This window comes from Kaistella montana (assembly GCF_024436175.1).
GTDB lineage: Bacteria > Bacteroidota > Bacteroidia > Flavobacteriales > Weeksellaceae > Kaistella > Kaistella montana.
On sequence record NZ_JANFQP010000002.1, the window covers coordinates 508,735 to 530,131 of the forward strand.

Annotated in this window: 19 protein-coding genes; 10 read left to right on the forward strand and 9 right to left on the reverse strand. The window is 36.0% G+C overall.

What is annotated here, in order from left to right; all coding sequences use genetic code 11:
• Positions 1-18: 18 nt before the first annotated feature.
• Genes NOV28_RS08565 through fabG form a run of 4 tightly spaced genes read left to right on the forward strand, consistent with a single transcriptional unit; the run spans position 19 to position 3,926 of the window.
• On the forward strand, positions 19-996 hold the full coding sequence (locus tag NOV28_RS08565; RefSeq protein WP_255929760.1) for a DUF8457 domain-containing protein: 978 nt from the start codon (positions 19-21) through the stop codon (positions 994-996).
• An 18-nt stretch (positions 997-1,014) separates the two neighbouring features.
• The gene (locus tag NOV28_RS08570) at positions 1,015-2,391 is read left to right on the forward strand and encodes a UDP-N-acetylmuramate--L-alanine ligase (RefSeq protein WP_255929762.1); all 1,377 of its coding nucleotides are present in this window, start codon (positions 1,015-1,017) and stop codon (positions 2,389-2,391) included.
• Positions 2,392-2,439: 48 nt separating this feature from the next.
• Positions 2,440-3,174 carry a 16S rRNA (cytidine(1402)-2'-O)-methyltransferase gene (gene rsmI / locus NOV28_RS08575; RefSeq protein WP_255929764.1) on the forward strand — a complete coding sequence of 245 codons (735 nt, stop codon included), beginning with the start codon at positions 2,440-2,442 and terminating at the stop codon, positions 3,172-3,174.
• Positions 3,175-3,182: 8 nt separating this feature from the next.
• Positions 3,183-3,926, forward strand: a complete 744-nt coding sequence (gene fabG / locus NOV28_RS08580; RefSeq protein ID WP_255929766.1) for a 3-oxoacyl-[acyl-carrier-protein] reductase — start codon at positions 3,183-3,185, stop codon at positions 3,924-3,926.
• A gap of 44 nt (positions 3,927-3,970) precedes the next feature.
• Here the strand turns inward: fabG and NOV28_RS08585 are convergent, their stop codons facing one another.
• The 6 genes from NOV28_RS08585 to surE all read right to left on the reverse strand — a co-directional run bounded on the left by NOV28_RS08585 (position 3,971) and on the right by surE (position 11,357).
• On the reverse strand, positions 3,971-4,414 hold the full coding sequence (locus NOV28_RS08585; RefSeq protein WP_255929768.1) for a GNAT family N-acetyltransferase: 444 nt from the start codon (positions 4,412-4,414) through the stop codon (positions 3,971-3,973).
• 30 nt (positions 4,415-4,444) lie between these two features.
• Positions 4,445-5,101 (reverse strand): hypothetical protein, encoded by a 657-nt coding sequence (locus NOV28_RS08590; protein WP_255929770.1) that lies wholly within the window; start codon positions 5,099-5,101, stop codon positions 4,445-4,447.
• 9 nt (positions 5,102-5,110) lie between these two features.
• A complete protein-coding gene (locus NOV28_RS08595) occupies positions 5,111-6,154 on the reverse strand; it encodes a GMP reductase (RefSeq protein ID WP_255929772.1) in 1,044 nt (347 codons plus the stop codon).
• A 186-nt stretch (positions 6,155-6,340) separates the two neighbouring features.
• Complete coding sequence (locus NOV28_RS08600; protein ID WP_255929774.1) at positions 6,341-7,555, reverse strand: McrC family protein; 1,215 nt, start codon at positions 7,553-7,555, stop codon at positions 6,341-6,343.
• 3 nt (positions 7,556-7,558) lie between these two features.
• Positions 7,559-10,072 carry an McrB family protein gene (locus tag NOV28_RS08605; RefSeq protein ID WP_255929776.1) on the reverse strand — a complete coding sequence of 838 codons (2,514 nt, stop codon included), beginning with the start codon at positions 10,070-10,072 and terminating at the stop codon, positions 7,559-7,561.
• A 520-nt stretch (positions 10,073-10,592) separates the two neighbouring features.
• Positions 10,593-11,357 carry a 5'/3'-nucleotidase SurE gene (gene surE / locus NOV28_RS08610; RefSeq protein ID WP_255929778.1) on the reverse strand — a complete coding sequence of 255 codons (765 nt, stop codon included), beginning with the start codon at positions 11,355-11,357 and terminating at the stop codon, positions 10,593-10,595.
• Between the two features lie 136 nt (positions 11,358-11,493).
• Here surE and NOV28_RS08615 point away from each other — a divergent pair, with 136 nt between their 5' ends.
• The 6 genes from NOV28_RS08615 to NOV28_RS08635 all read left to right on the forward strand — a co-directional run bounded on the left by NOV28_RS08615 (position 11,494) and on the right by NOV28_RS08635 (position 16,991).
• Positions 11,494-13,614, forward strand: coding sequence for a carboxy terminal-processing peptidase (locus NOV28_RS08615; RefSeq protein ID WP_255929780.1), 2,121 nt, complete (start codon positions 11,494-11,496; stop codon positions 13,612-13,614).
• A gap of 141 nt (positions 13,615-13,755) precedes the next feature.
• On the forward strand, positions 13,756-15,084 hold the full coding sequence (locus NOV28_RS08620) for a 2TM domain-containing protein (protein ID WP_255929782.1): 1,329 nt from the start codon (positions 13,756-13,758) through the stop codon (positions 15,082-15,084).
• A 224-nt stretch (positions 15,085-15,308) separates the two neighbouring features.
• Positions 15,309-15,575 carry a 2TM domain-containing protein gene (locus NOV28_RS11265; RefSeq protein ID WP_369413224.1) on the forward strand — a complete coding sequence of 89 codons (267 nt, stop codon included), beginning with the start codon at positions 15,309-15,311 and terminating at the stop codon, positions 15,573-15,575.
• A gap of 59 nt (positions 15,576-15,634) precedes the next feature.
• On the forward strand, positions 15,635-15,925 hold the full coding sequence (locus tag NOV28_RS08625) for a 2TM domain-containing protein (RefSeq protein WP_255929784.1): 291 nt from the start codon (positions 15,635-15,637) through the stop codon (positions 15,923-15,925).
• 11 nt (positions 15,926-15,936) lie between these two features.
• The gene (locus NOV28_RS08630; RefSeq protein ID WP_255929786.1) at positions 15,937-16,254 is read left to right on the forward strand and encodes a 2TM domain-containing protein; all 318 of its coding nucleotides are present in this window, start codon (positions 15,937-15,939) and stop codon (positions 16,252-16,254) included.
• A complete protein-coding gene (locus NOV28_RS08635) occupies positions 16,251-16,991 on the forward strand; it encodes a LytR/AlgR family response regulator transcription factor (RefSeq protein WP_255929788.1) in 741 nt (246 codons plus the stop codon). Before NOV28_RS08630 ends, NOV28_RS08635 begins: the two co-directional genes overlap by 4 nt.
• A 1-nt stretch (position 16,992) precedes the next feature.
• Here the strand turns inward: NOV28_RS08635 and mnmA are convergent, their stop codons facing one another.
• The 3 genes from mnmA to NOV28_RS08650 all read right to left on the reverse strand — a co-directional run bounded on the left by mnmA (position 16,993) and on the right by NOV28_RS08650 (position 21,322).
• Complete coding sequence (gene mnmA / locus NOV28_RS08640) at positions 16,993-18,180, reverse strand: tRNA 2-thiouridine(34) synthase MnmA (RefSeq protein ID WP_255929790.1); 1,188 nt, start codon at positions 18,178-18,180, stop codon at positions 16,993-16,995.
• Between the two features lie 179 nt (positions 18,181-18,359).
• Entirely contained in the window at positions 18,360-19,001 is a 642-nt protein-coding gene (locus NOV28_RS08645) for a hypothetical protein (protein WP_255929792.1), read from the reverse strand.
• A 116-nt stretch (positions 19,002-19,117) separates the two neighbouring features.
• Positions 19,118-21,322, reverse strand: coding sequence for a TonB-dependent receptor (locus tag NOV28_RS08650; protein WP_255929794.1), 2,205 nt, complete (start codon positions 21,320-21,322; stop codon positions 19,118-19,120).
• Between the last annotated feature and the right edge of the window lie 75 nt (positions 21,323-21,397).

The window sequence follows — 21,397 nt, forward strand, 5'->3', positions numbered from 1 at the left end:
AAATTTAATAGCTTAACTATGCAAAACCTTCAAGATATACAGGAAAAAATTTTTTTTGAATCCAAAAGCATTCTCGAAACGCTTTCCAAAATAAATTCCAAAGAAGAACTGCTCGCAAAGCAGGATTTGTTTGCTGAAATTACCGACCGTATTGCCTTTTTGAGGATTTTGGAGAAAAATAAAGAGTTATTAATTCAGCCTTCTCCAGCTCCGGAAATTCAACATCAGGAAATGGAAATCACTTCTGATCGCGCCGCTTTGCATCAAGAAATCGATGTCGATGCTGCTTTATTTGAAGAAGATACCATCGAAGAAGAAGTGATTTTTACCAACGAACTTAATGAAATTGAAAGCATCGAACAACCGGAAGAGGTAGTTCCAGAAGAGGAAACGCCGCCCATTCATGCAGAAATCACTGAAGAAATTCAGCAACCAGAAGAACCAACAAATTACGAGGAAAGAGTAGCTGAAAAAGAAAAAGAATTCCTCGAAATGGAAGAACGCAGAAGAAAAATTGTGGATTTCAATAAAGAAGATTTAAAAAATCCTGTTACAGAGGTCCATCAAGAAGTAAAAATGGAGCAGCATTCACAGGAAAAAAAATTCAAACTTGCTCATATCAAAGGATTAAAAGCCGTTCAAAATCTTTTCGATCAAGATCCTTTGGAAGATTTAGAGGAAAAATCTGCAGAGCATAAACCGGAAAATATCGTTTCTGGGAGCATCGCGAAAAGCAATATTCCGACTGATTTTATGGAGGCGGAAAAAAGAAAACCTGAATTCCGACTCGATTTGAACGATAGAGTAGCTTTCACCAAATACCTCTTCAACGGTGATCCCGATGAACTGAAAAAAACAATTGACCAGCTGAATTCTTACAATAATCTGGAAGATGCAAAACAATATTTAAGCGATGTTTATTACTCCAAAAACTGGACTAAAGTAGATGAATATGCGCAAAGACTTTGGGGTCTTGTTGAAAATAAATTTATATAACTTACTGAAAATCAACGAATGATTAAAAATATTAACGATTTCCAGAATGTATTCTTCATCGGAGTTGCAGGCGTTGGAATGAGTGCAATTGCACAATATCTGAAAGGAATCGGGAAAAATGTTTCGGGAAGCGATCGCTATTTTTTACCCGAAACTTACAACAAAACAAAATCTCAATTAGAAAACGAAGGAATTCATTGTTTTCTTCAGGATGGAAGCGGAATTACCGAAAATACAGATTTGGTAGTGGTTTCCACCGCCATTGAAGATACGGTTTTCGAAGTTCAAAAAGCCAAAGAACTCGGAATTCCGATTATTAAAAGAAGTGAACTTTTGTCCATTATCGCCAAAAGCAAAAAAACAATTGCTGTTGCCGGAACTTCCGGAAAATCAACTACTTCCGCGATGTTATTCCAAATTTTGTTGGATGCTCAATTGGAACCAAGTATTATTTCCGGAGCGGGTTTAACTTCAATTATCAAGCAAGGGAAAATCGGAAATGCAGCAGTTGGAAAAGGCGATTGGTTGATTATCGAAGCCGATGAAAGTGATGGTTCGGTGGTTCAATATGAGCCGGAAATCGGTTTGCTTTTAAATATCGATAAAGACCATCAGGAAATTGATGAATTGATTGAATTATTCACCATTTTTAAAAACAATACAAAGAGTTTATTTGTTGTAAATCAATCGAATACATTGGCGAAATCTTTGTCTGCAAATCCTAAAAACGATTTCGGATTTGAAAACGAAAATGCTGGATATTCTGCTGAAAACTTTCAACAAAATGGATTTCATTTAAGTTTCGAAGTCTTAAACCAAAAATTTGAAATGAATTCCATCGGAAGACATTCCGCGGAAAACTCAACTGCAGCCATCGCTGTGGCGCACCAAATTGGTGTAGATCTGAAAATTTGTGCGGAAAGTTTGTCAAAATATGAAGGAATTTATCGCCGTCACCAAATTCTCGGACAGAAAAACGGAGTTTGGGTCATTGACGATTATGCGCACAATCCAGCGAAATGTGCAGCGAGTATCAAAGCTTGTCAACCTTTGGCGGATAAAGTAATTGCGTGGTTTCAACCTCACGGTTACGGACCAACACGGTTTTTGAGAAAAGATTTTGTGGAAGAAATTTCTGATGCTTTGCGACCACAAGATGAAATCTGGATGAGTGAAATTTTCTACGCAGGTGGAACTGCCGTGAAAGATATTTCGGCGAACGATTTAATTGAAGACATCAAAGCGAAAGGCAAAAATGCCCATTTTGTGGAAGATAGAAACAATTTGTTGGAAGCTTTAAAACCCGAATTGAAAGAAGGAACCGTTCTTCTTTTGATGGGCGCGAGAGATCCAAGTTTGGAGGAGTTTTGCAAAGATTTATTTGAAAAATTATAATTCAATCCTTCAAGATTTTAAAAATCATGAAGGATTAACTTTAAAAAAATGTCGGGGATTCTATATTTTGTTCCAACACCGATTGGAAATCTTGAAGATATGACTTTCAGAGCGATAAGAGTGCTGAAAGAAGTGGACTATATTTTGTGCGAAGATACCCGAACTTCTGGGGTGCTTTTAAAGCATTATGAAATAGCTAAACCACTGAAAGCGTATCATTTACACAACGAACATCAATCGACGCAAAAGGTAATTGAAGACCTGAAAATCGGACAAAATATTGCGATTATTACCGACGCAGGAACTCCGGGAATTTCGGATCCTGGTTATCTTTTGGCAAAAGCCGTTGTTGATCAAAACCTCGATATGCAATGTTTACCCGGCGCGACCGCATTTGTTCCGGCTTTGGTGGTTTCCGGATTACCGAATCACGATTTTTATTTTGCTGGATTTTTACCTCAAAAAAAAGGAAGACAAACGAAACTGAAACAACTCGCTGAAGAGAAGAAAACCATTATTCTTTATGAAAGTCCACACAAAATCAATACGACTTTGGAACAGATCAAAGAGTTTTTTGGAGAAGAAACCAAAGTGAGTTTAAGCCGCGAAATTTCTAAAAAGTTTGAAGAAACCAAACGCGGAACAATCAATGAGTTAATTGAATTCTCTAAAAGCAAAACTTTAAAAGGAGAAATCGTACTCGTCATCAACAATTCTGAAAAAGAAGAGCAGGAAACCGAGAAACCTGCATCTAAAAACAAGTATAAAAATTTAACTAATTAAACTAAAATATGGGATTATTAGAAGGAAAAGTTGCCCTTATTACAGGCGCAACACGCGGAATCGGAAAGGGAATTGCTGAAGTTTTCGCCAAAGAAGGTGCGAAAGTAGCGTTCACTTACGCCGGTTCAGTAGATAAAGCTAAAGTTTTGGAAGATGAACTTTCAAAAATTACAACGACAAAAGGATATCAATCAGATGCTTCCGATTATGACGCTGCTCAGAAATTGGTTGATGATGTGATGGCAGAATTCGGGAAAATTGATATTTTGGTCAATAATGCCGGAATTACCCGCGATAATTTGATGCTCAGAATGTCGAAAGACGATTGGGATACCATCATTAAAGTGAATTTAGATTCGGTATTCAACCTTACCAAAGCGGTGATTAAACCGATGATGAAGGCGAAAAGCGGTTCTATTATCAACATGACTTCCGTAGTTGGAGTGAAAGGAAATGCCGGACAAGCCAATTATGCGGCTTCAAAAGCGGGAGTGATTGGTTTTTCAAAATCAATTGCTTTGGAATTAGGTTCCCGAAATATCCGTTGCAATGCGATTGCTCCTGGTTTTATCGAAACTGAAATGACTGCAGCTTTGGATGAAAAAACAGTACAAGGTTGGAGAGAAGGTATTCCTTTGAAACGCGGTGGACAGCCTGAAGATGTGGCAAATGCCTGCGTTTTCCTCGGTAGCGAAATGTCAGCGTACATCACCGGACAGGTTCTGAATGTTGATGGAGGAATGTTAACTTAATAAAAAAACCTTCAGGGATTAATTTCCTTGAAGGTTTTTTATTTTTATAAAACTTTTTTAAAGCAAACCGAAGTTGCTATACCTTTGTATGGGCCGTAGTTTTCGATGGGTTGATAGGTTTTTTGATACAATTTAATGGCATCGGTTTGTTGGATGCCGGTTTCCAGAATTAGGCTTTCAAAACCTAAATCTTTTGCCCAAGATTCAAGGGTTTCCATGATTTTCGAAGCATAACCTTTTCCCCGAAATTCCGGAATGACAAACATTCTTTTCAGTTCTGCAGATTCCTCATCATAAGCTTTTATCGCACCGCAACCAACCGGATTTTCTGCCTCGTAGAGCACAACACAGTGATTCAGCAAGTCAATTTTATTGAATTGATCATAGAAAGCGTGATCTTCGCCATCCATAAAAGCAAGATATTCATCCAACATTTTCACCAATTGTATGAAATCCGGGTTTTCCGAAGTGGTTTTGAGGAGTTTCATGATTGTTTTTAAACTTTAAAGGTCAATTTTTTACAATTTATTTCCATGAAAAGGACAGAAATTCCAATTGCCGCTCATCTTTTGTTGATCGACAGGACAGGTTTTTTCATCCATTAAAGAAACCAAAGGCAATTTCCATTGAAAGATTTCTCCGTTGAGATCAATTTTAAAACTTCCGGGTTGGGTAGGATCGATAATCCTTTTTCCATTTTCTACATTGTTATAAATGAAAAAATTAACGCCAGAGCCCATTTTTCCGAGCATTTGAGCAAAGAGCGGTTTCAGGGTTTGGTTCACGATAATGAGCACTTTATCATCGATTTCCGATTCTTTCAAAGGCGTTACTTTTTGACCTTGAAGTCCGTAAAAAATCACCTTTTTGCTCGAATCATTCACAGTGAAATTAATCGCTCCGCTTTTGGAATCTAAGTCGTAATCACCCGCTGCAACGATGGTGTAATCATTCAAAAGTTCCTTCAAATAATCCAGTTGTTTTTGGGTAATACTTCCGTTTTCTTGCAAAGCAACTTCCCAATACTCCGTTGGAATCCACCAAACCAGTTTCATGTCGGTTTGGTTTTGCTTGACTTGTTGAATTTCTTCAATCATGCGGTCTGTCTGGGTTTTCTCTTGTGAAAAACTCAAAATTCCACAGAAAAAGAGCAGGAGCAATGCGTATTTTTTCATCTTAAATATTTATGAATTTCCAAAAACTTCGTTGTGTTGCTCCTGAACGCGGATGAAAGTGGTTCTTTTCGTCAGTTCTCGCAATTCGGCTGCACCAACATAAGTGCAAGTAGAACGGACGCCGCCCAAAATATCCTTAACGGTTTCGGCAACTGGACCTTTGTAAGGCACTTTCACGGTTTTTCCTTCGGAAGCGCGATATTCTGCAACACCTCCGGAATGTTTGTCCATCGCGGTTTGAGAGCTCATTCCGTAGAAAAGTCTGAATTTCTTTCCATTTTCTTCGATGATTTCGCCACCGCTTTCGTCGTGTCCGGCAAACATTCCGCCGAGCATCACAAAATCAGCACCGCCACCAAATGCTTTCGCTACATCACCCGGAATTTTGCACCCTCCATCGGAAATAATATGGCCGCCCAATCCGTGCGCAGCATCAGCACATTCGATAATCGCGGAAAGTTGCGGGTAACCGACACCGGTTTTTATTCTTGTTGTACAAACCGAACCAGGACCAATTCCTACTTTGATAATGTCGGCTCCGGCAAGAATCAGCTCTTCTACCATTTCTCCGGTGACTACATTTCCGGCAATAATCGTTTGCGCGGGAAAGTTCTTTCTTGCGGTTTTCACAAACTCCACGAAATGTTCGGAATATCCGTTGGCAACGTCAATACAGAGGAACTGAATTTTCGGATGTTGATCGATAATTTTTTTTATTTTCTCTTCGTCTGCTTTTCCGGTTCCGGTGCTTAAGGCAATATATTCGTAAATAGAATCGGGTTGATTGTTGAGAAATTCTGCCCATTCTTCCGGACTGTAATGTTTGTGAACAGCAGTCATGATTTGATCTTTGGCAAGCGCTTCTGCCATTTCAAAAGTTCCTACCGTATCCATATTCGCAGCGATAATCGGTACGCCGCTCCATTTTTTCTTGGAATTCACAAAGGTGAAATTTCTTTCTAAACTTACTTGTGATCGGCTTTTCAAGGTCGATCTTTTTGGGCGGATCATTACATCCTTAAAACCCAGTTTTATTTCGTTTTCTATACGCATTTTGCTTATTTTTTTTACAAAACGAAGTTAAGGGAAATAATTGTGTTTTCGAAGATCTTAGAATCGCTGTGAAAAAAAAAATAGAATTTCAATGATGAAATTTAATCAAAATATTGAGGTTTTATCTTTTCTGTCTTGCCAAAAACAAAGATGGTTAAATTAGGAAAGTGTAATTCTAAGATTGACTTATAGTTTAGAGAATATTTCTTTAGCTACCATTCCACTGTTTTTAATCATGAATTCATTGGTAATGTCCACAAAACCAAGTTTACATTTCTTACCTAAATCATCAAAATGAAATGTTCCAAAATCACTGTCTGCTTGATTGGTTTTAGGGTAAAGCAATAGTGTTTTTTCAGCTTTCCAATGTAGATTATATACAAACATCTGTTTCAAATCATCGTCTGCAGGATTGTTGGCTTTAACTATTTTCCATTTCGTGTCAATGACGAATGTTTCATCTTTTGTTTTCAAAACAATGTCTGGTCGAATGCGCTTATTTTCCCAAAATTTGTCGGAATTTTGAAACGATACTTCTACTTCTTCTGTTTTGTGTTTTTGAAGAACACGGAAAATATATTCTTCCCACAAAGTATTCATATCAAATAAAAGCGTGAGTAAATTTTCGTCTCCGTAATTGAGACTTGGCGAATAGTTCAGGATAATGATTTTGGCAATTTCTAAAGCTTTTTGGTAATCCTGATTTTTACAGTCCAGAATAATTTTATCGAAATGGATTTTCTGAATATTGATATTTTCAAACTCCTGAAACTCAAAAAGCAAACGATTTAATTTATCTTTTAAAGAATCATTTATAAAACTTTTCAAAATCAATAACCCTTTAAATAAAATCTGATGGAGTAAATAATTTTTATCGTAAACCTGATGTTCACAATAAAAACGCTCTTTATGTATCAAATTCTGCTGAATGTTTTGAGCAAAAAGCAATTTCCCTTTTAAGGCATTCTGATTGGATTGGTTTTTTCGGTATTTCTTTATTAAACCTTTCTTTACTAACCTTTCGATTTCGATTAAATACATTTCAAAATAAACATCTAGAATCGAATGGTATCTTTTCTTGAGCTGAGTTTCAGAAATGGATTCTACTTGAATGTGTTTGCAGACTTTCAACATATTTAGCAACACATTTTGCCACAAGTTTTTGTCTGCATTTTCGTTGTTGTCAGCTTTTGGGAGAATTTCAATGGTTAAACCACCAATTTGGATTACCCCAACATAACTGCCAAACTGTATTCCTTTATGAATAATCGTAAAGTATTTGTTTTGGTGCAGTTCGTTGAATTTCACCATCGCATCAAAGTGATGATTCCGGAAATCTCCGGAATCATCGTAACGCAATTTTTGATATTCGAAAACCTGTATGAATTTTTTCTTATTCATCTCCTAATCTTCATAAACCGAAATAAAAGAGCTTTCATTCCAATTTTCAAACGGTGTAAATCGATATACTTTTTTATCTTCTAAAAAGTCGTTCTCATACATAAAGTTTTTAGGAAATTTAGCTGAGTTTTCTTCCTGATAGATAAAACTTCCGCCTAAAACCAAACCAATTTTCCCGAAATCGCCGTAAAAATATTCTTCCAAAAGTGGAATTATTTTGTCTTTGAAAACCAATTTTAAGTCGTCCAAATTTTTGATTCCAATAAAGTAAGAATGGCCAATTTGGTGGTCTTTGTCAATCAAAACCTCGATTCGTTGGTTAATGGTTTCTAATAGTTGTTTCAAATCTACATCCTGATATTCGGCATTTGATAAAATTTCTGGGTCAGGTTGCATTTCAATAAAAGAAAAACGTCTTCTCAGAGCCGTATCCAAAGCTTCTACACTTCGGTCGGCGGTGTTCATTGTTCCGATAAGGTAAACATTGTTAGGAACAGAAAATTTATCATTGGAATAGGGAAGCGTTACTTCCGTTTGTTCTTTATTACCTTTTCTTTTGTCATCTTCCAAAAGTGTAATGAGTTCTCCAAAAATAGACGAAACATTTCCGCGGTTGATTTCATCGATGATGAGAACATAATTATTTGGAGGAAGCAGAGATTCAATGGTTTTATTTTTTTTATGGGAATCTATTTTATTATTAATGTAATTAAGCACCGCCCAATACGCTGTAGAGTTTGAACCACCTATTACAGATCGAAACTCTTTATCAATATTTTTTACAATTGATAATACAGGAAAAGCATCTTGCAGTTTTTTTGCCCTATTATAAGAAACAGTGTATTCTAATGCTATATCACTACTTTTAGGCTTTAATTTTATATTCCCTTGATTAGTGACTTCTGTAACATTCAAACCCATGTTGGTTGTTAAGATTGGTAATTCAAATGTCTTTTCATTTTGAATAGACTCATTAATATTTTCGATTAAATCATTCCATGCGCTGTCAAAATCATATATTTCTTTTGTGTTTTTTATTGTATTATGATTAGTTTGTGCACTTTTACATAACTGTTTGAAAATACCATTTCTTACTTCATATGTAACATTTCCGTCTTCTGTTTCCGGCTTTATTCCCTCAATAAAATCCTCGTAACTTAAACTTTGATGAAAAGTTGTAAATACAATTTGTTTTGCATTTACTAGATTTTCATATTCCGCATTGATTTCTTCTCGAGATCTTACCTTTTGCCCATTGATGATTTCCACCGCAATTCTTTTGGTATTATACGTTTTCCCTGTTCCCGGCGCACCAAACAATATTTGATTTAAAGGCATTTTCTTATTGGTATTTATACTTTCCATGGGTTTTTCTGTAATGGGTTGATATTCCAATTGGCTCAATATTTCATTTCGGAAATCAATGTCAAAAGCCATTTGCTCCAGTTCTTTCTTATTAAATTTGGAATAACTTGAGATTTGTGTGCGATCGAGTTCTTTTTCAATGGCATTTAAAACGGATTGTTTGCTCTTATTTAATTCTTTTGAATTATTGGTTACATTCCAATATGCGGAAGGAAGGCCTTCGAAATAAGAGAAGTTATTGGAGATTTTTTCATCGGAAATCACACCGAACCTTAACTCACTACTTTTGTTATTGGTTATTCTCCAAATATATCTCTGTCCTATAGTGAAGACAATCCATTTATCACGAAAATTAAAAACCAGCCTTTGGTCATTCGCCTGCAAATTGAAATACTCGATGATTTGATCTAAAAACTCATAATATTCTTCTAAATCTCTTTTGTTAAAATCTTTTAATAACTTGACTAAATCAGTTTCTTGTGAATCCTCTCGGAAAACTACATACAAGATATTCTGAATCATCAGATATTGATCTTCCCAATCAGGTGCTGAATAAAATTTTCGATAGGTGTTGATGAAATTACCATCATCCAACAATCCTTCCTGAATGATGTGATGGGCTAATTCTTGTAAATGTAAAAATCGTTCGCCAGCTTTTTTGGTTTTAATGTGGAGTAAGTCACAGAACTTTTTATAATAATCAGCTTTGTACAACATGTATTTTCCAGGAAAACGGAAAGCCAAATAAACAGAGATTGTTCTTTCGTCCTGCTGAGCATTAATGTTGGTTCGGTTTAATGCTTGTCTAACTTTGGGCAATAATTGCTCCGATTCGGTCTGAAAATTTTTAATTCTTTGGGAAATATCAACCGATTCGTCAAAGAGATTTCGAAACATCTCTCGGACTTCATCGGGAAAAAGTTCCGCAGATTTTATGATAAATCCCCAAGAGTTTTGGTATAGTAAATTAGCTACCTTGCTGAAAGAATCCCGAAACATTTGATGAAAATCAGCTACCTCGATATTCCAATGTTTTTGAAAAGTGTTTATTGCTAAATATTTGTACGCTTCGTTGGGATCTCCACGTTCTTCTAAAATTCCGAGATACTTTTCAATGAGTTGAGGAGTTACATTTTTTAGGTTTTCTGTCATTTGTTTTTTAATTCGATTTATTACACTTCACTCTAAAAAGCTTGCATCTATCAAATATACATATCTTTTCAGAAACATAAAAACACCTTTAAATAAAGCGTCGCAGGACAAATACTGTAGAAAATCTAAGCTTAACTTGTATAGTTATTTTAGGACGAGTCATCTCCAGGTTTTCTCCCAGTGTTCTCCTAGGATACTTCGAGGTAAGTCCATACTAAGTCCATAGTAAATCCAATGTAAGTCTAATAAAATATTGGAGAAAAAATGGAGTTATAATGTCTTTTATTACGGATACTCCGAACTTAATTCCTACTTGATTCGATATTAAGCGTTACAGAACCTTTGTGATGCTGCTTTTATTTTCGGTGCGGAAGGGAATGATTAGGAAGTGCGATAGAAGTGAAAAATGGAATAGCAATATACAAAAACCTCCTGTATTTTTTATGGAAAACAGGAGGTTTTATGATATTTTGTAAAGAGATTTAAAATCCTTTGGCTTCACAGAGAAAACCAAAGTTGTTTATTCCATAATTCCTTTTAAATGATCGAGGTATTCGTAAGCGGTTAAATCGAATTTTACGGGAACTACTGATACGTATCCTTCTGATAGTGCTACTTCATCCGCATTTTCGCTCGTGTCCATATTGTTGAAATAGCCGGAAAGCCAATAGTATTTTTTCCCGTGTGGGTTGATGCGTTCGTCGAAACTTTCTTCCCATTTTGCATTGGCTTGTTTGCAAACGCGGATTCCTTTAATCTCGGATGATTTTAATTTCGGAATATTCACATTCAGTACAATTCCTTTTGGAAGCGGATTGGCCAAAACTTTCTTTACAATATCCTGAATATGAGCTTTTGCTTCCTTGAAATCGGCATCCCAAGAGAAATCTAAAAGAGAGAAACCAATCGCCTGAAGTCCTTCTACACCGGCTTCCACCGCAGCACTCATCGTTCCGGAATAAATCACATTGATGGAGGAATTAGCTCCATGGTTGATTCCTGAAACTACAAGATCGGGCTTTCTGGTGAGGATTTTATCGAGGGCGAATTTCACACAGTCAACGGGAGTTCCGCTCAGTGAATAATCTTTTTGTGGTCCTTCCAAGTTGATTTCTTCGAAGGTTAGGGTAGAATTGATCGTAATCGCGTGGCCTTTTCCGCTTTGTGGCGAGTTGGGTGCTACCACCACTACTTCGCCAATTTCATTCATAAATTCCACCAGGTTTCGGATTCCCGGCGCGGTGATTCCATCGTCATTGGTCACTAATATCAAAGGTCTTTGCATATAATTATAGGGTTTCAACAAATTTACTTAAAAAAATAGTGTTCAAATAATAATAAGGTATTAATTTTGATACTTTGTAAAACCCTGTAACAAAACCCTAAAATCCTTAACAAATTAAGTTATTTATATCAATTCTATGTTCAAGAAATTAAAACTCAATACTTTATTGCTTTTCATCCCGCTTACCAGCTTGGTGTTCTGCTTTAATTCTCCTAAAAATGATGACGAAAAGATGTCGACCATTATGGTGAGTGTGAAGAACACGCTCAGCTATTTGCATTATTCGCCAAAACCTATTAATGACGCCTATTCCGAGGAAGTATTTAAGCACTATTTCGAAACCGTGGATGCTTCCAAAAGATATTTCCTGCAATCGGATATGGATGAATTTGGAAAACACAGAACGAAATTAGACGATTACTTGAATCAAGGCGATCTTACTTTCTATAAACTCACGGTGGATCGACTTTACCAAAGAGTTGATGAAATCGATAAAATCACTCAGGATATTCTTAGCAAACCGATTAATTTAGATGAAGACGAAACTTTGGTTTTGGAACCTAAACTGAAGAAATATCCGGCGAACGCAAAGGAACTTTCCGCTGAATGGAAAAAATACATCAAGTACAACATCCTTCAGGAAATGGAATCGCTTACTGCGAAAGAGGAAATGCAGAAAGAGAAGAAAGATTCTGTACAGAAATTCAATTTGAAAGATACGATCAAACTCGAAATCCTCACGCCAGAGCAAAAAAGGATTAAAGCAACTGCAGAAGTGAAAGATTTGGTGACCGATACTTTCCGAAGATTCAAAAAGAGAAATAAAATGGATTGGTTTACAGTTTATATGAATGCTTATACCGAGGTTTTCGATCCGCACACGAACTATTATTCTCCGAAAAATAAAGAAGATTTTGACACCCAATTTACCGGAAAAGTGATTGGAATTGGCGCGATTATTCAGGAGAAAAAAGGTTATTTGTACTTGGGTGCACTTACGATCGGAGCTCCTGCATGGAAATCGAAACAGCTATCTGAAGGTGATAAAATCTTGAAAGTACGCTCGAAACCAGATCAAGATCCAGTAAACGTTGTAGGAATGCTTTCTGATGAAGCCGTACGACTGATTCGTGGGGAAAAAGGAACGAAAGTCACCTTAACCGTTGAGAAAAAAGACAAGAGCATCAAGGAAGTGACGATGATTCGTGAGGAAGTTGCGATCGAAGACACTTTTGCCCGAAGCATCATCGTGAATTCTCCGGATGGAAAAAAATACGGATTCATCAATTTACCGAGCTTTAATGCCGATTTCGAAGATGCAAAAGGCAGAAACGCTTCCGATGACATTAAAAATGAATTGATCAAACTGAAAGCTCAAAACGTTCAAGGAATCATCCTCGATCTTAGAAATAACGGTGGTGGAAGTTTAACTGAAGTGGGCGATATCATGGGATTGTTCATGAACGCTGGTCCTTATGTTCAAGTAAAAGACGGAAACGGTAAAATTCAAACCTTGAAAAATAAAACCAACGCGCCACTTTGGACAGGTCCGCTAGTGATTATGCAAAACGAACTTTCCGCATCAGCATCCGAAATTTTGGCAGGAGCAATGCAGGATTACGGAAGAGCCGTGGTGATCGGTTCTCCACAGTCTTTCGGGAAAGGTACGGTACAAACTTTTGTGGATTTAAACAGATTTTTGAATACCAATGATGATTTCGGTTCTTTGAAACTGACAATTCAGAAATTCTACAGAATTACCGGAGAATCTACCCAAAGAAAAGGAATTGAATCCGACATTAAAATGAAAGATTTCTTCACTTACGCAGAGATTGGTGAGCGTTACGACGATTATGCTTTGGCTTGGGACAAAATTCCTGCAGCGGCTTATCAACCCGTAAATTATTTCTCAGTAGCTGCGTTGCAAAAAGGAATTGAAAACCGATTGCTCAATAACAAAACCTATCAATTGGTGCAGGAATCTGCTCAATGGAAAGAAAATCTCGATAAAGAAGAAACCATTTCCTTGAACCAAACCAAGTTCAATGAAGTGATGAAAACCCGAAAAGCCCAGATTGAAAAGTTCAAAGCTTTGGATAAGTTCAGCAACGGTCTTAAATTCGCCTTAAATCCTGATGAGGTCATCAGAGAAAAGAAAGATGAAGCCTTCGCTAAAAAGTCCGAGAATTGGGTGAAAAACTTGCAAAAGGACCTTTATCTTCAGGAAGCCGTTTCGGTAATCGGAGAAATAAAATAACCAACAAAATAAACGCCTCTCAAAACCATCGGATTTCCGGTGGTTTTGTTTTTTACCGTTCGGAACAGGAAAATGGGCATTCGGTAAGAAAAACTTTTAATTATCTTTAGATTCGGATACTTTTGTACAAGAATTTTAGCCATGAACAGAAAAAGCCTTATCACGATCTCCTGGATTACCCTTTTTATAGGGATTTTCATCTTCGTGTTTTTTAGCAAAGAGAAAACACCGGAAATGTTCTTTCTCAATATTTTCATCGCTGGGCTTTACACTTTCGTGCTTTCCTTGGGAAACGGTTGGGTGAATGATACGCTTTCGAAAAGATTTTCTTGGGTAGAAGAAACCAGAAAACGCGTTATTTTTGGCATTATCGCTACGGTTTTGGTGAATGTAGTTTTGGTATTCTTCTGCAATTATGTGAACTTCATCATCTTCCAAAAGCAAGATTTTTCGGGATTTTTCGAAGGAAATATGGGTTTCAACAATTGGTTTACGATTAATATTGCACTTTTGATCTCCGCAATTCTCCACGCCAAAAGCTTCATGGAAGAATGGAAAAAATCAACAAGAAAGGAAGTCGTAGAACAGAAACTCATCGCCAAATCCGCCAACGCACAATTTGAAAGTCTGAAAAACCAACTCGATCCGCATTTTCTTTTTAATTCTTTAAATGTTTTAAGTGCATTAATTGATGAAAATCCTGATCAGGCGCAACGTTTTACGGCATCGATGTCGAAGATTTACCGCTATGTTCTCGAGCAAAAAGATAAAGAATTGGTCACCGTGGAGGAGGAACTGGATTTTGCGAAAACATATTGTGACCTCCTGAAAACCCGTTTCGAAGACAGTGTAAATTTCGAATTCCAAGTGGATGAAAATGTGAAAAAATCTTTTGTAGTACCACTTTCCTTACAATTGTTATTGGAAAATTGCATAAAACATAATTTCGCAACTTCACAAAAACCGTTGAACATTAAAATCTATTCGGAAGACGGATTCCTGTTAATTGAAAATAATTTAATGGCGAGAGAACAAGTAAAAGAAAGCGCAGGAATTGGACTTTCCAACATCGTTCAGCGGTATTCGTTATTAACCAAGCAAAATGTTTTCATAGAAAAATCAAAGGATTTCTTCCGCGTGAAAATCCCTATTCTTACTCAGAAAATTACAGCCATGACTACACAACTTTCACACGAACAAATGGCTTACGAAAAAGCCTCAAAACGCGTAGAAGAACTCAAAGGTTTCTACGGAAACTTAATTTCTTACTGTATTTTTATTCCATTTTTAATTTTTATCAATTTCCACACTTCGCCTCAATATTATTGGTTTTGGTGGCCGATGTTAGGTTGGGGAATTGGTTTGATTTCTCACGGAATTAAGACTTTTGGTATCGGTACAGATTGGGAAGAACGCCAAATCAAAAAATACATGGAAAGAGAAGAAGAAAACGCAAAAAAATTAAAATAATTATGGAAAATATCAACTTATATAAAAGAGCGCTCAATAAATGGAATTTTTTAAAAAAATTCTACTTAAAGCTGGCAATTGTAATTATTTTCAACATATCATATTCTTGTTTCTTATATTTTAGAAAAGGAGAAATGATGAATCATGTAAGCTTATATTTCTTATTTTTTTCAGCAATGTATTTGGCTTATCATATTTTGAAATATGTGTTGATAAGTTTCTTTATGAATTCTAACAAAAACTTCACTTTAGAAAAAAAGGAAATCTTTTTCTTTTCACACGTCTCACATTTCATAATATTCTTCATAATGAAGTTGTTAATTGACCTAAACAGAACCGTTTATAATAAGGACATTTTTGAAGATTATTCAAGTTTCTTATTCTGGTTTGCTATAATTTTGTTACACGGAATAGTAGTTTTAAATCCTCTTAAAAATTGGGAACAAAGAAAGACCAAGGAACTGATGGAGAAATACAAGCAAAATAATTAAAAAAAGAAGCCTTGAACAATCAAGAAATAAGAGTTTAGAAAAATAAAACTTAAATAACCATGGAAAACTTTAACGAAAACAATATCAAGTATTTAGAAGCTCAGAAAAGAGTGAAGAAACTCAAAGGGTTTTATATTCATGCGACAGTTTATGTGTTGGTGAATTTGTTTCTCATCGCAAGAAATGTTCAGCAAGGCGAATCTATTTTGAGTTTGGATAATTACTGGACGGCATTGTTCTGGGGAATCGGACTTTTGGGACATGCTTCAAGCATCTTTTTGCCGAACCTTTTTCTTGGTAAAGATTGGGAAGAAAGAAAAACCAAAGAATTAATGGATAAGTATAGATAAAAATATAAAAAATGGAACCTATAAACAATAAAAATATTAAGTACGAACGAGCTAGAAAAAGAATGAAAGAAATCAAAGGGTTCTATATTCATGCTTTGTTTTTTGTTTTGGTAAATATATTATTGATAATAATGAAAGTTATTTACGGGGAACATGTTGTTGGAGAACCGCAGATAAAAATAAGTCAATTCCTTACCATAATTCTTTGGGGAGTTGGTTTATTAGCACATGGATTGTCTGTATTCCTACCTAATTTTATCTTTGGAAAGAACTGGGAAGAAAAGAAAATCCGTGAATTGATGGAAAGAAACAGAAATTTGAAAATATGAATGTAGTAATTATCGAAGACGAAAAACCAGCAGCAAGAAAATTAACTCGGTTATTGAGTTTATTTCCTGATTTAGAATTAGTTGCAACGATAAATTCTGTGGAAGAAGGAATACAGTGGTTTTCTGATAATCCACATCCGGATTTGATATTTTCCGACATTGTTTTGGGCGATGGTTTGTCTTTTGACATCTTTGAAAAAATTCCGACCAAAAGTTTCATCATTTACACCACCGCCTTTGATCAATATACTTTGAAGGCTTTTAAACTCAATTCCATCGATTATCTTTTGAAACCGATTATGGAAGAAGATTTGCAAAAAGCGATTGATAAATTCAAGAGTTTCTTGCCTTCCGAAGGTGTTCGTAATATTCACGAAATCAAATCTTTAATTAAAGAGGAGAAACAAAAACTTTCAAGAATATTGGTTAAAATCGGATACAACTTGAAAATTGTTCAAACCGATGAGGTTTCTTGTTTTTACAGTGAAAACAAAATCGTTTATCTTCAAACCAAAGAGAGGGTTTTCCCTACCGATTTTACCTTGGATGAATTGCAAGAAGTTCTCGATGAGAAATGCTTTTTCCGCGTGAATCGGCAGTTTATCATCAATTCAAATTATATCAAAAACATCCACACTTCGCCTTATTACAAAGTGGAAATAGAGTTTCAACCTTCAGATGAAATCACAGTGAGCCGCGACAGAGTAAAGGATTTTAAAGATTGGTTGAGTAAATAATTTAAGAAATCACGCCGCTTCCGATCAATTCTTCATCGAGATACCACGCTGCAAATTGCCCTTCAGCAATCGCGGATTGTGGATTTTCAAACTCGATGAAAAGACCTTCTTCAAACTGATATAAAGTAGCATTTTCCAAAGCTTGACGATAACGAATTCTCGCCTGAACTTTCTTCGATTCACCATTTTTCAAACGCAAATCTTCACGAACCCAATGAATTTCTGATGGTTCTATTTTCAATGCGGAACGGAAAAGTCCAGGGAAGTTTCTTCCTTCACCCACAAAAATGGTGTTGGTTTCCATGTCTCTAGAGATGATGAAACAAGATTCTTTGTGTCCACCAATTCCTAAACCTTTGCTTTGTCCGATCGTGAAATAGTGCGCACCTTGGTGTTTTCCGATGACTTTTCCGTCGGTTTTTTGGTATTTTATTTTTCTGGAAAGAAACTCTAATTCTTCCAATTTTGATGAAAATTCAGGTTTTTCAGTGCGAAAACCTTCAAAATCATTAAATATTTCAACAATTTCGCCTTCTTTTGGTTTCAATTGTTGTTGAAGGAAAGTAGGCAAACTTACTTTCCCAATGAAACATAAACCTTGAGAATCTTTCTTATCAGCAGTCACCAAACCGATTTCTTTCGCGATTTCTCGCACTTCAGGTTTGGTCAATTCACCAATCGGAAATAATGCTTTGGAAAGCTGATCCTGATTGAGCTGACACAAGAAATAGGATTGATCTTTATTATTGTCTTTTCCGGCAAGAAGATGATAGATTTCTTTTCCGTTTTCATCAAAAGTGGATTCCAAACGAGCGTAATGTCCGGTTGCTACTTTATCGGCTCCCAAAGACAATGCGGTTTTCATAAAAACATCGAATTTCACCTCGCGATTACAGAGAACATCGGGGTTTGGGGTTCTTCCTTTTTCGTATTCAGCAAACATATAATCCACGATCTTTTCTTTATAAAGTTCGCTCATATCGATTACCTGATACGGGATTCCTAACTTTTGGGCAACCATTAATGCATCATTACTGTCTTCGATCCAAGGACATTCGTCTTCCAAAGTAACGGAAGCATCGTTCCAGTTTCTCATGAAAAGTGCCACCACTTCATGCCCTTGTTTTTGCAACAAATACGCTGCTACACTCGAATCTACACCACCGGATAAACCTACTACTATTTTCATATTATTGTTACGCTTTCGTTAAGGGAAAGTTTTACGGGTGCAAATTTACAACAATAAACTAAATTATCTCAAACTCAATATAAATGCTATAAATCTGAATGATTGAGAAAAAGTTATGGAACGTAAAATAAAAACGCTTCCCTTTCTGAAAGCTTTGTATGAAATTGATAATTAATGTTTTAAGGTTTGTTTGCTAAGAAATATTCCGCTTCAGCTTTTCCCCAATTTGGATCTAAAGAAGATTTTGGTTGGTACACTTTAAACTGATCCAGCGCTTTTTGAAACAATTCCAAACCTTTGGTTTTGCTTCCTCCGAATTGTTCTGGAGTATAATAGGTATCTTCTGCTTTCATCAAAGTAATTCGTGGGTTTTCGGCATCTATTTTTTCGGCTTTTGATAAGGCGTCTGCAGCCAACATTCCTTCGCTCATAAACCTTTGTTGAGGATTAACCATCATTTTAAGGCTGTGAATCATCTTCTGTAGAACCAGATTTTCTGCAGAGTCTTTATTTAATTCCATCGCTAAATCTAAATATTTCTGCGCTTCATCAGCAATGGGATCCAGTTCTTCTTTTTTACCTTCACGCATCGCCAATCTTCCTTTTTGAATGGAGGCAAAAGCAGCGTAATAATACGGAAGCCATTGGGTTTTTTCTTTGTCTCCAATTCTTTTGAAATCATTGGTTAAAGCAGTGAACTCATCCGGAGTTTTGTGTTGTTGAACGGTTGCTATTTTTTCGGTCATTGCTTTTTCATAAGCGGTTTGAGAGAATGCTGTGAATCCTACGAATAAGAAAAGCATGAAGAATACGTTTTTCATTTCTGTTATTTTTAATTGTTGAATCAAAGGTATTTTGAAAAGGATAAGGTTGAAATTATTTTTATCTGAAAGGTTGATTTTGCTTTCCGAACAGTCAATAAATCCGTTGTGCAGTTTTACAGATTATTATTAATGGCATCATTTGTTTTATCAATACCAAAACTGATGAATGCGCCGATGAATACGAAAGTGTTAACCGGCGGAACCACTGCGGAACTTCTTAATCCGTCATTCGAGAAATTGTAACCATAAACATTTTTGCTTCCTAAAATATTGGAGATGCTTAACACCAAAACGGTAAATGCTTCTGAATCTTTTTTGCCTAAATTCGGGAGGTAATTCACACTGAAATTTAACCCTTTATAATCTTTTAGTTTGCCTTCATGCCGAATTATATTTTGCTGATTTTCTGAAACGATGTCATAATAAGGCCTTCCAGAAGCATAAGTGTATGAGAGATTAAAGCCCGTTTTCCATTTCACAACAAATTTTTTGGCAATTGCAGAAAGCGTATGTTCCGCTGCGAAACTTGGTGCCAAACTTATCGGATAATTCATAAAATCTCTTTTAGAATCCAGGTAAGAGTAAGAAATCCAGTAATCGATATTTTTTAAAGATTTTTTATCGCGCCAGAAAACTTCCAGTCCTTTTGCATAGCCTTTCCCATCGTTGTTTGCTGCTGTTTGATAATTGGTTTCGCCGAATGTTTTTATCAGCTTTTTATAATCTTTGTAAAATGCTTCGAAGCGCAAACTTCTACCTTCGGACGATCTTATCAATTGGAAAATATAATGTTCTGCTCTTTGAAAATTCAATGGAGTATTGTCATTCAAATACTTGCTTTCTGGGTTTTGGTAGAAAATTCCGTAGGCTAAAGAAGACGTCCATTCCTTTGAAAGCCGGTAAGCCAAAGCCAGCCTTGGAGCGAAATTGGTTTTGTTCAGATAAGAAGAATGTTCTCCTCGAAATCCGATTTTTGTGGAGAAATTATTGCTGAAACCCAAATCTGTTTCCACAAATGCTGACGAAATTAAATCTTTATAATTCTTCCCGAAATTATTGTTTTCTTTGGCATTGTTGAATTCAAAACCACCACGAACCGCACTGATTTTATTAATTTTTCTTTCTAAAACTGTTTTAAAATTGAAATAATTGCCAATATTATCAAAATTAAATTCTGGCGTTTCCAGATTATTTCTTAATGTAGAAAATTTCAAATCTGTAGCGTTGTAAGAATATGAACTTCCGGCATTCAAAAGATATTTCCCAAATTTTTGTCGGAAAGACAAGTTGTGATAAGTGTTTGAGGATTTTAAATCGACTTTATTTTCATCATATTCCGACTCCAAACTTTCACTTTTTACCGCCAAAGAATTGGTATCGAAACTTCCGTAATATTTAAACATTCCACCCGATTTTGTACGGATTCTGAAATTCGCATCGCCACCGAAACCTTGCGCCGGTTTCGAGAAATCGGTGTTATAATTCATGAGTTTCTGCATTAAAGCTAAATTAAAATAAGACAAACTGGTCCCAAAAGAATAGGTTTTATCCTCTGAAAGCTTTTGGAAACTTCCACTTAAAAAGATCGGAGAAATCCCAAAATCGAAGGAGGAGGTATCGGGCAAATCCACACTTTCTAAAATTAAAGCTCCCGAAAGCGCCTGTCCGTAAACAGCAGAATAACCTCCGCTGGAAAATATGTTTCCTTTGAAAAGTGATGTGTTGAAACGGTCTCTGCCCGCAATTCCCGGAACCGAATTGGTGAAATAATTGTTAATTAAACTTCCGTCCATAAAGATTTTGGTTTCGGCGCCAGTTCCGCCTCGTACAAAAAGACCTTCATTTTCGCCTACTTTTTGCACACCAGGAAGGAAAGTTAAAGCCGAAGATATTTGTCCATCTGCACCGGCTGTAGTATAAATATCACGCGGAGTGAGAAGTGCTGTTGCGCGTTTTTTATCGCTTGCTTCTATAGATCCGGCTGAAATAACTACTGCATCAATTTCGGAAATCTGCTCTTTTAAGTCTGCATTTACCGTTAAATTTTCGTTTTCGAGAAGAATAGTTTTTTCTATTTCAACAAATTTCGGATTTGAAAATACGAGAATCTGGTTTCCTTTTTCAGAAGTTTGAAAAGTGTAGTTTCCGTTTTCATCGGTCGTTGCACCGTCATAAGTGTTTTTTAAAGTTACGGAAACGTCTTTCACTCCTTTGTTTTTGAAATTTACTTTCCCCGAGATGGTAATTTGTGCGTTCGTGAAAAAAGCGACAACGAGGAGAATGAATGTTAAAACTTTTGATAAAATAAATGTCGGCATGGTTTTAATTTTTTTATGTGCCAAAGCTATTGCGGAATGGCTTTTGCTGAAAATATTTTTGACTGAATGGAAGAA

What these genes read in the sequence shown, in the direction of transcription:
- NOV28_RS08565 (WP_255929760.1), top strand. Translation starts at nt 19, where the DNA reads ATGCAAAACCTTCAAGATATACAGGAAAAAATTTTTTTTGAATCCAAA.
- NOV28_RS08570 (WP_255929762.1), top strand. Translation starts at nt 1,015, where the DNA reads ATGATTAAAAATATTAACGATTTCCAGAATGTATTCTTCATCGGAGTT.
- rsmI (WP_255929764.1), top strand. Translation starts at nt 2,440, where the DNA reads ATGTCGGGGATTCTATATTTTGTTCCAACACCGATTGGAAATCTTGAA.
- fabG (WP_255929766.1), top strand. Translation starts at nt 3,183, where the DNA reads ATGGGATTATTAGAAGGAAAAGTTGCCCTTATTACAGGCGCAACACGC.
- NOV28_RS08585 (WP_255929768.1), bottom strand. Translation starts at nt 4,414, where the DNA reads ATGAAACTCCTCAAAACCACTTCGGAAAACCCGGATTTCATACAATTG.
- NOV28_RS08590 (WP_255929770.1), bottom strand. Translation starts at nt 5,101, where the DNA reads ATGAAAAAATACGCATTGCTCCTGCTCTTTTTCTGTGGAATTTTGAGT.
- NOV28_RS08595 (WP_255929772.1), bottom strand. Translation starts at nt 6,154, where the DNA reads ATGCGTATAGAAAACGAAATAAAACTGGGTTTTAAGGATGTAATGATC.
- NOV28_RS08600 (WP_255929774.1), bottom strand. Translation starts at nt 7,555, where the DNA reads ATGAATAAGAAAAAATTCATACAGGTTTTCGAATATCAAAAATTGCGT.
- NOV28_RS08605 (WP_255929776.1), bottom strand. Translation starts at nt 10,072, where the DNA reads ATGACAGAAAACCTAAAAAATGTAACTCCTCAACTCATTGAAAAGTAT.
- surE (WP_255929778.1), bottom strand. Translation starts at nt 11,357, where the DNA reads ATGCAAAGACCTTTGATATTAGTGACCAATGACGATGGAATCACCGCG.
- NOV28_RS08615 (WP_255929780.1), top strand. Translation starts at nt 11,494, where the DNA reads ATGTTCAAGAAATTAAAACTCAATACTTTATTGCTTTTCATCCCGCTT.
- NOV28_RS08620 (WP_255929782.1), top strand. Translation starts at nt 13,756, where the DNA reads ATGAACAGAAAAAGCCTTATCACGATCTCCTGGATTACCCTTTTTATA.
- NOV28_RS11265 (WP_369413224.1), top strand. Translation starts at nt 15,309, where the DNA reads ATGAATTCTAACAAAAACTTCACTTTAGAAAAAAAGGAAATCTTTTTC.
- NOV28_RS08625 (WP_255929784.1), top strand. Translation starts at nt 15,635, where the DNA reads ATGGAAAACTTTAACGAAAACAATATCAAGTATTTAGAAGCTCAGAAA.
- NOV28_RS08630 (WP_255929786.1), top strand. Translation starts at nt 15,937, where the DNA reads ATGGAACCTATAAACAATAAAAATATTAAGTACGAACGAGCTAGAAAA.
- NOV28_RS08635 (WP_255929788.1), top strand. Translation starts at nt 16,251, where the DNA reads ATGAATGTAGTAATTATCGAAGACGAAAAACCAGCAGCAAGAAAATTA.
- mnmA (WP_255929790.1), bottom strand. Translation starts at nt 18,180, where the DNA reads ATGAAAATAGTAGTAGGTTTATCCGGTGGTGTAGATTCGAGTGTAGCA.
- NOV28_RS08645 (WP_255929792.1), bottom strand. Translation starts at nt 19,001, where the DNA reads ATGAAAAACGTATTCTTCATGCTTTTCTTATTCGTAGGATTCACAGCA.
- NOV28_RS08650 (WP_255929794.1), bottom strand. Translation starts at nt 21,322, where the DNA reads ATGCCGACATTTATTTTATCAAAAGTTTTAACATTCATTCTCCTCGTT.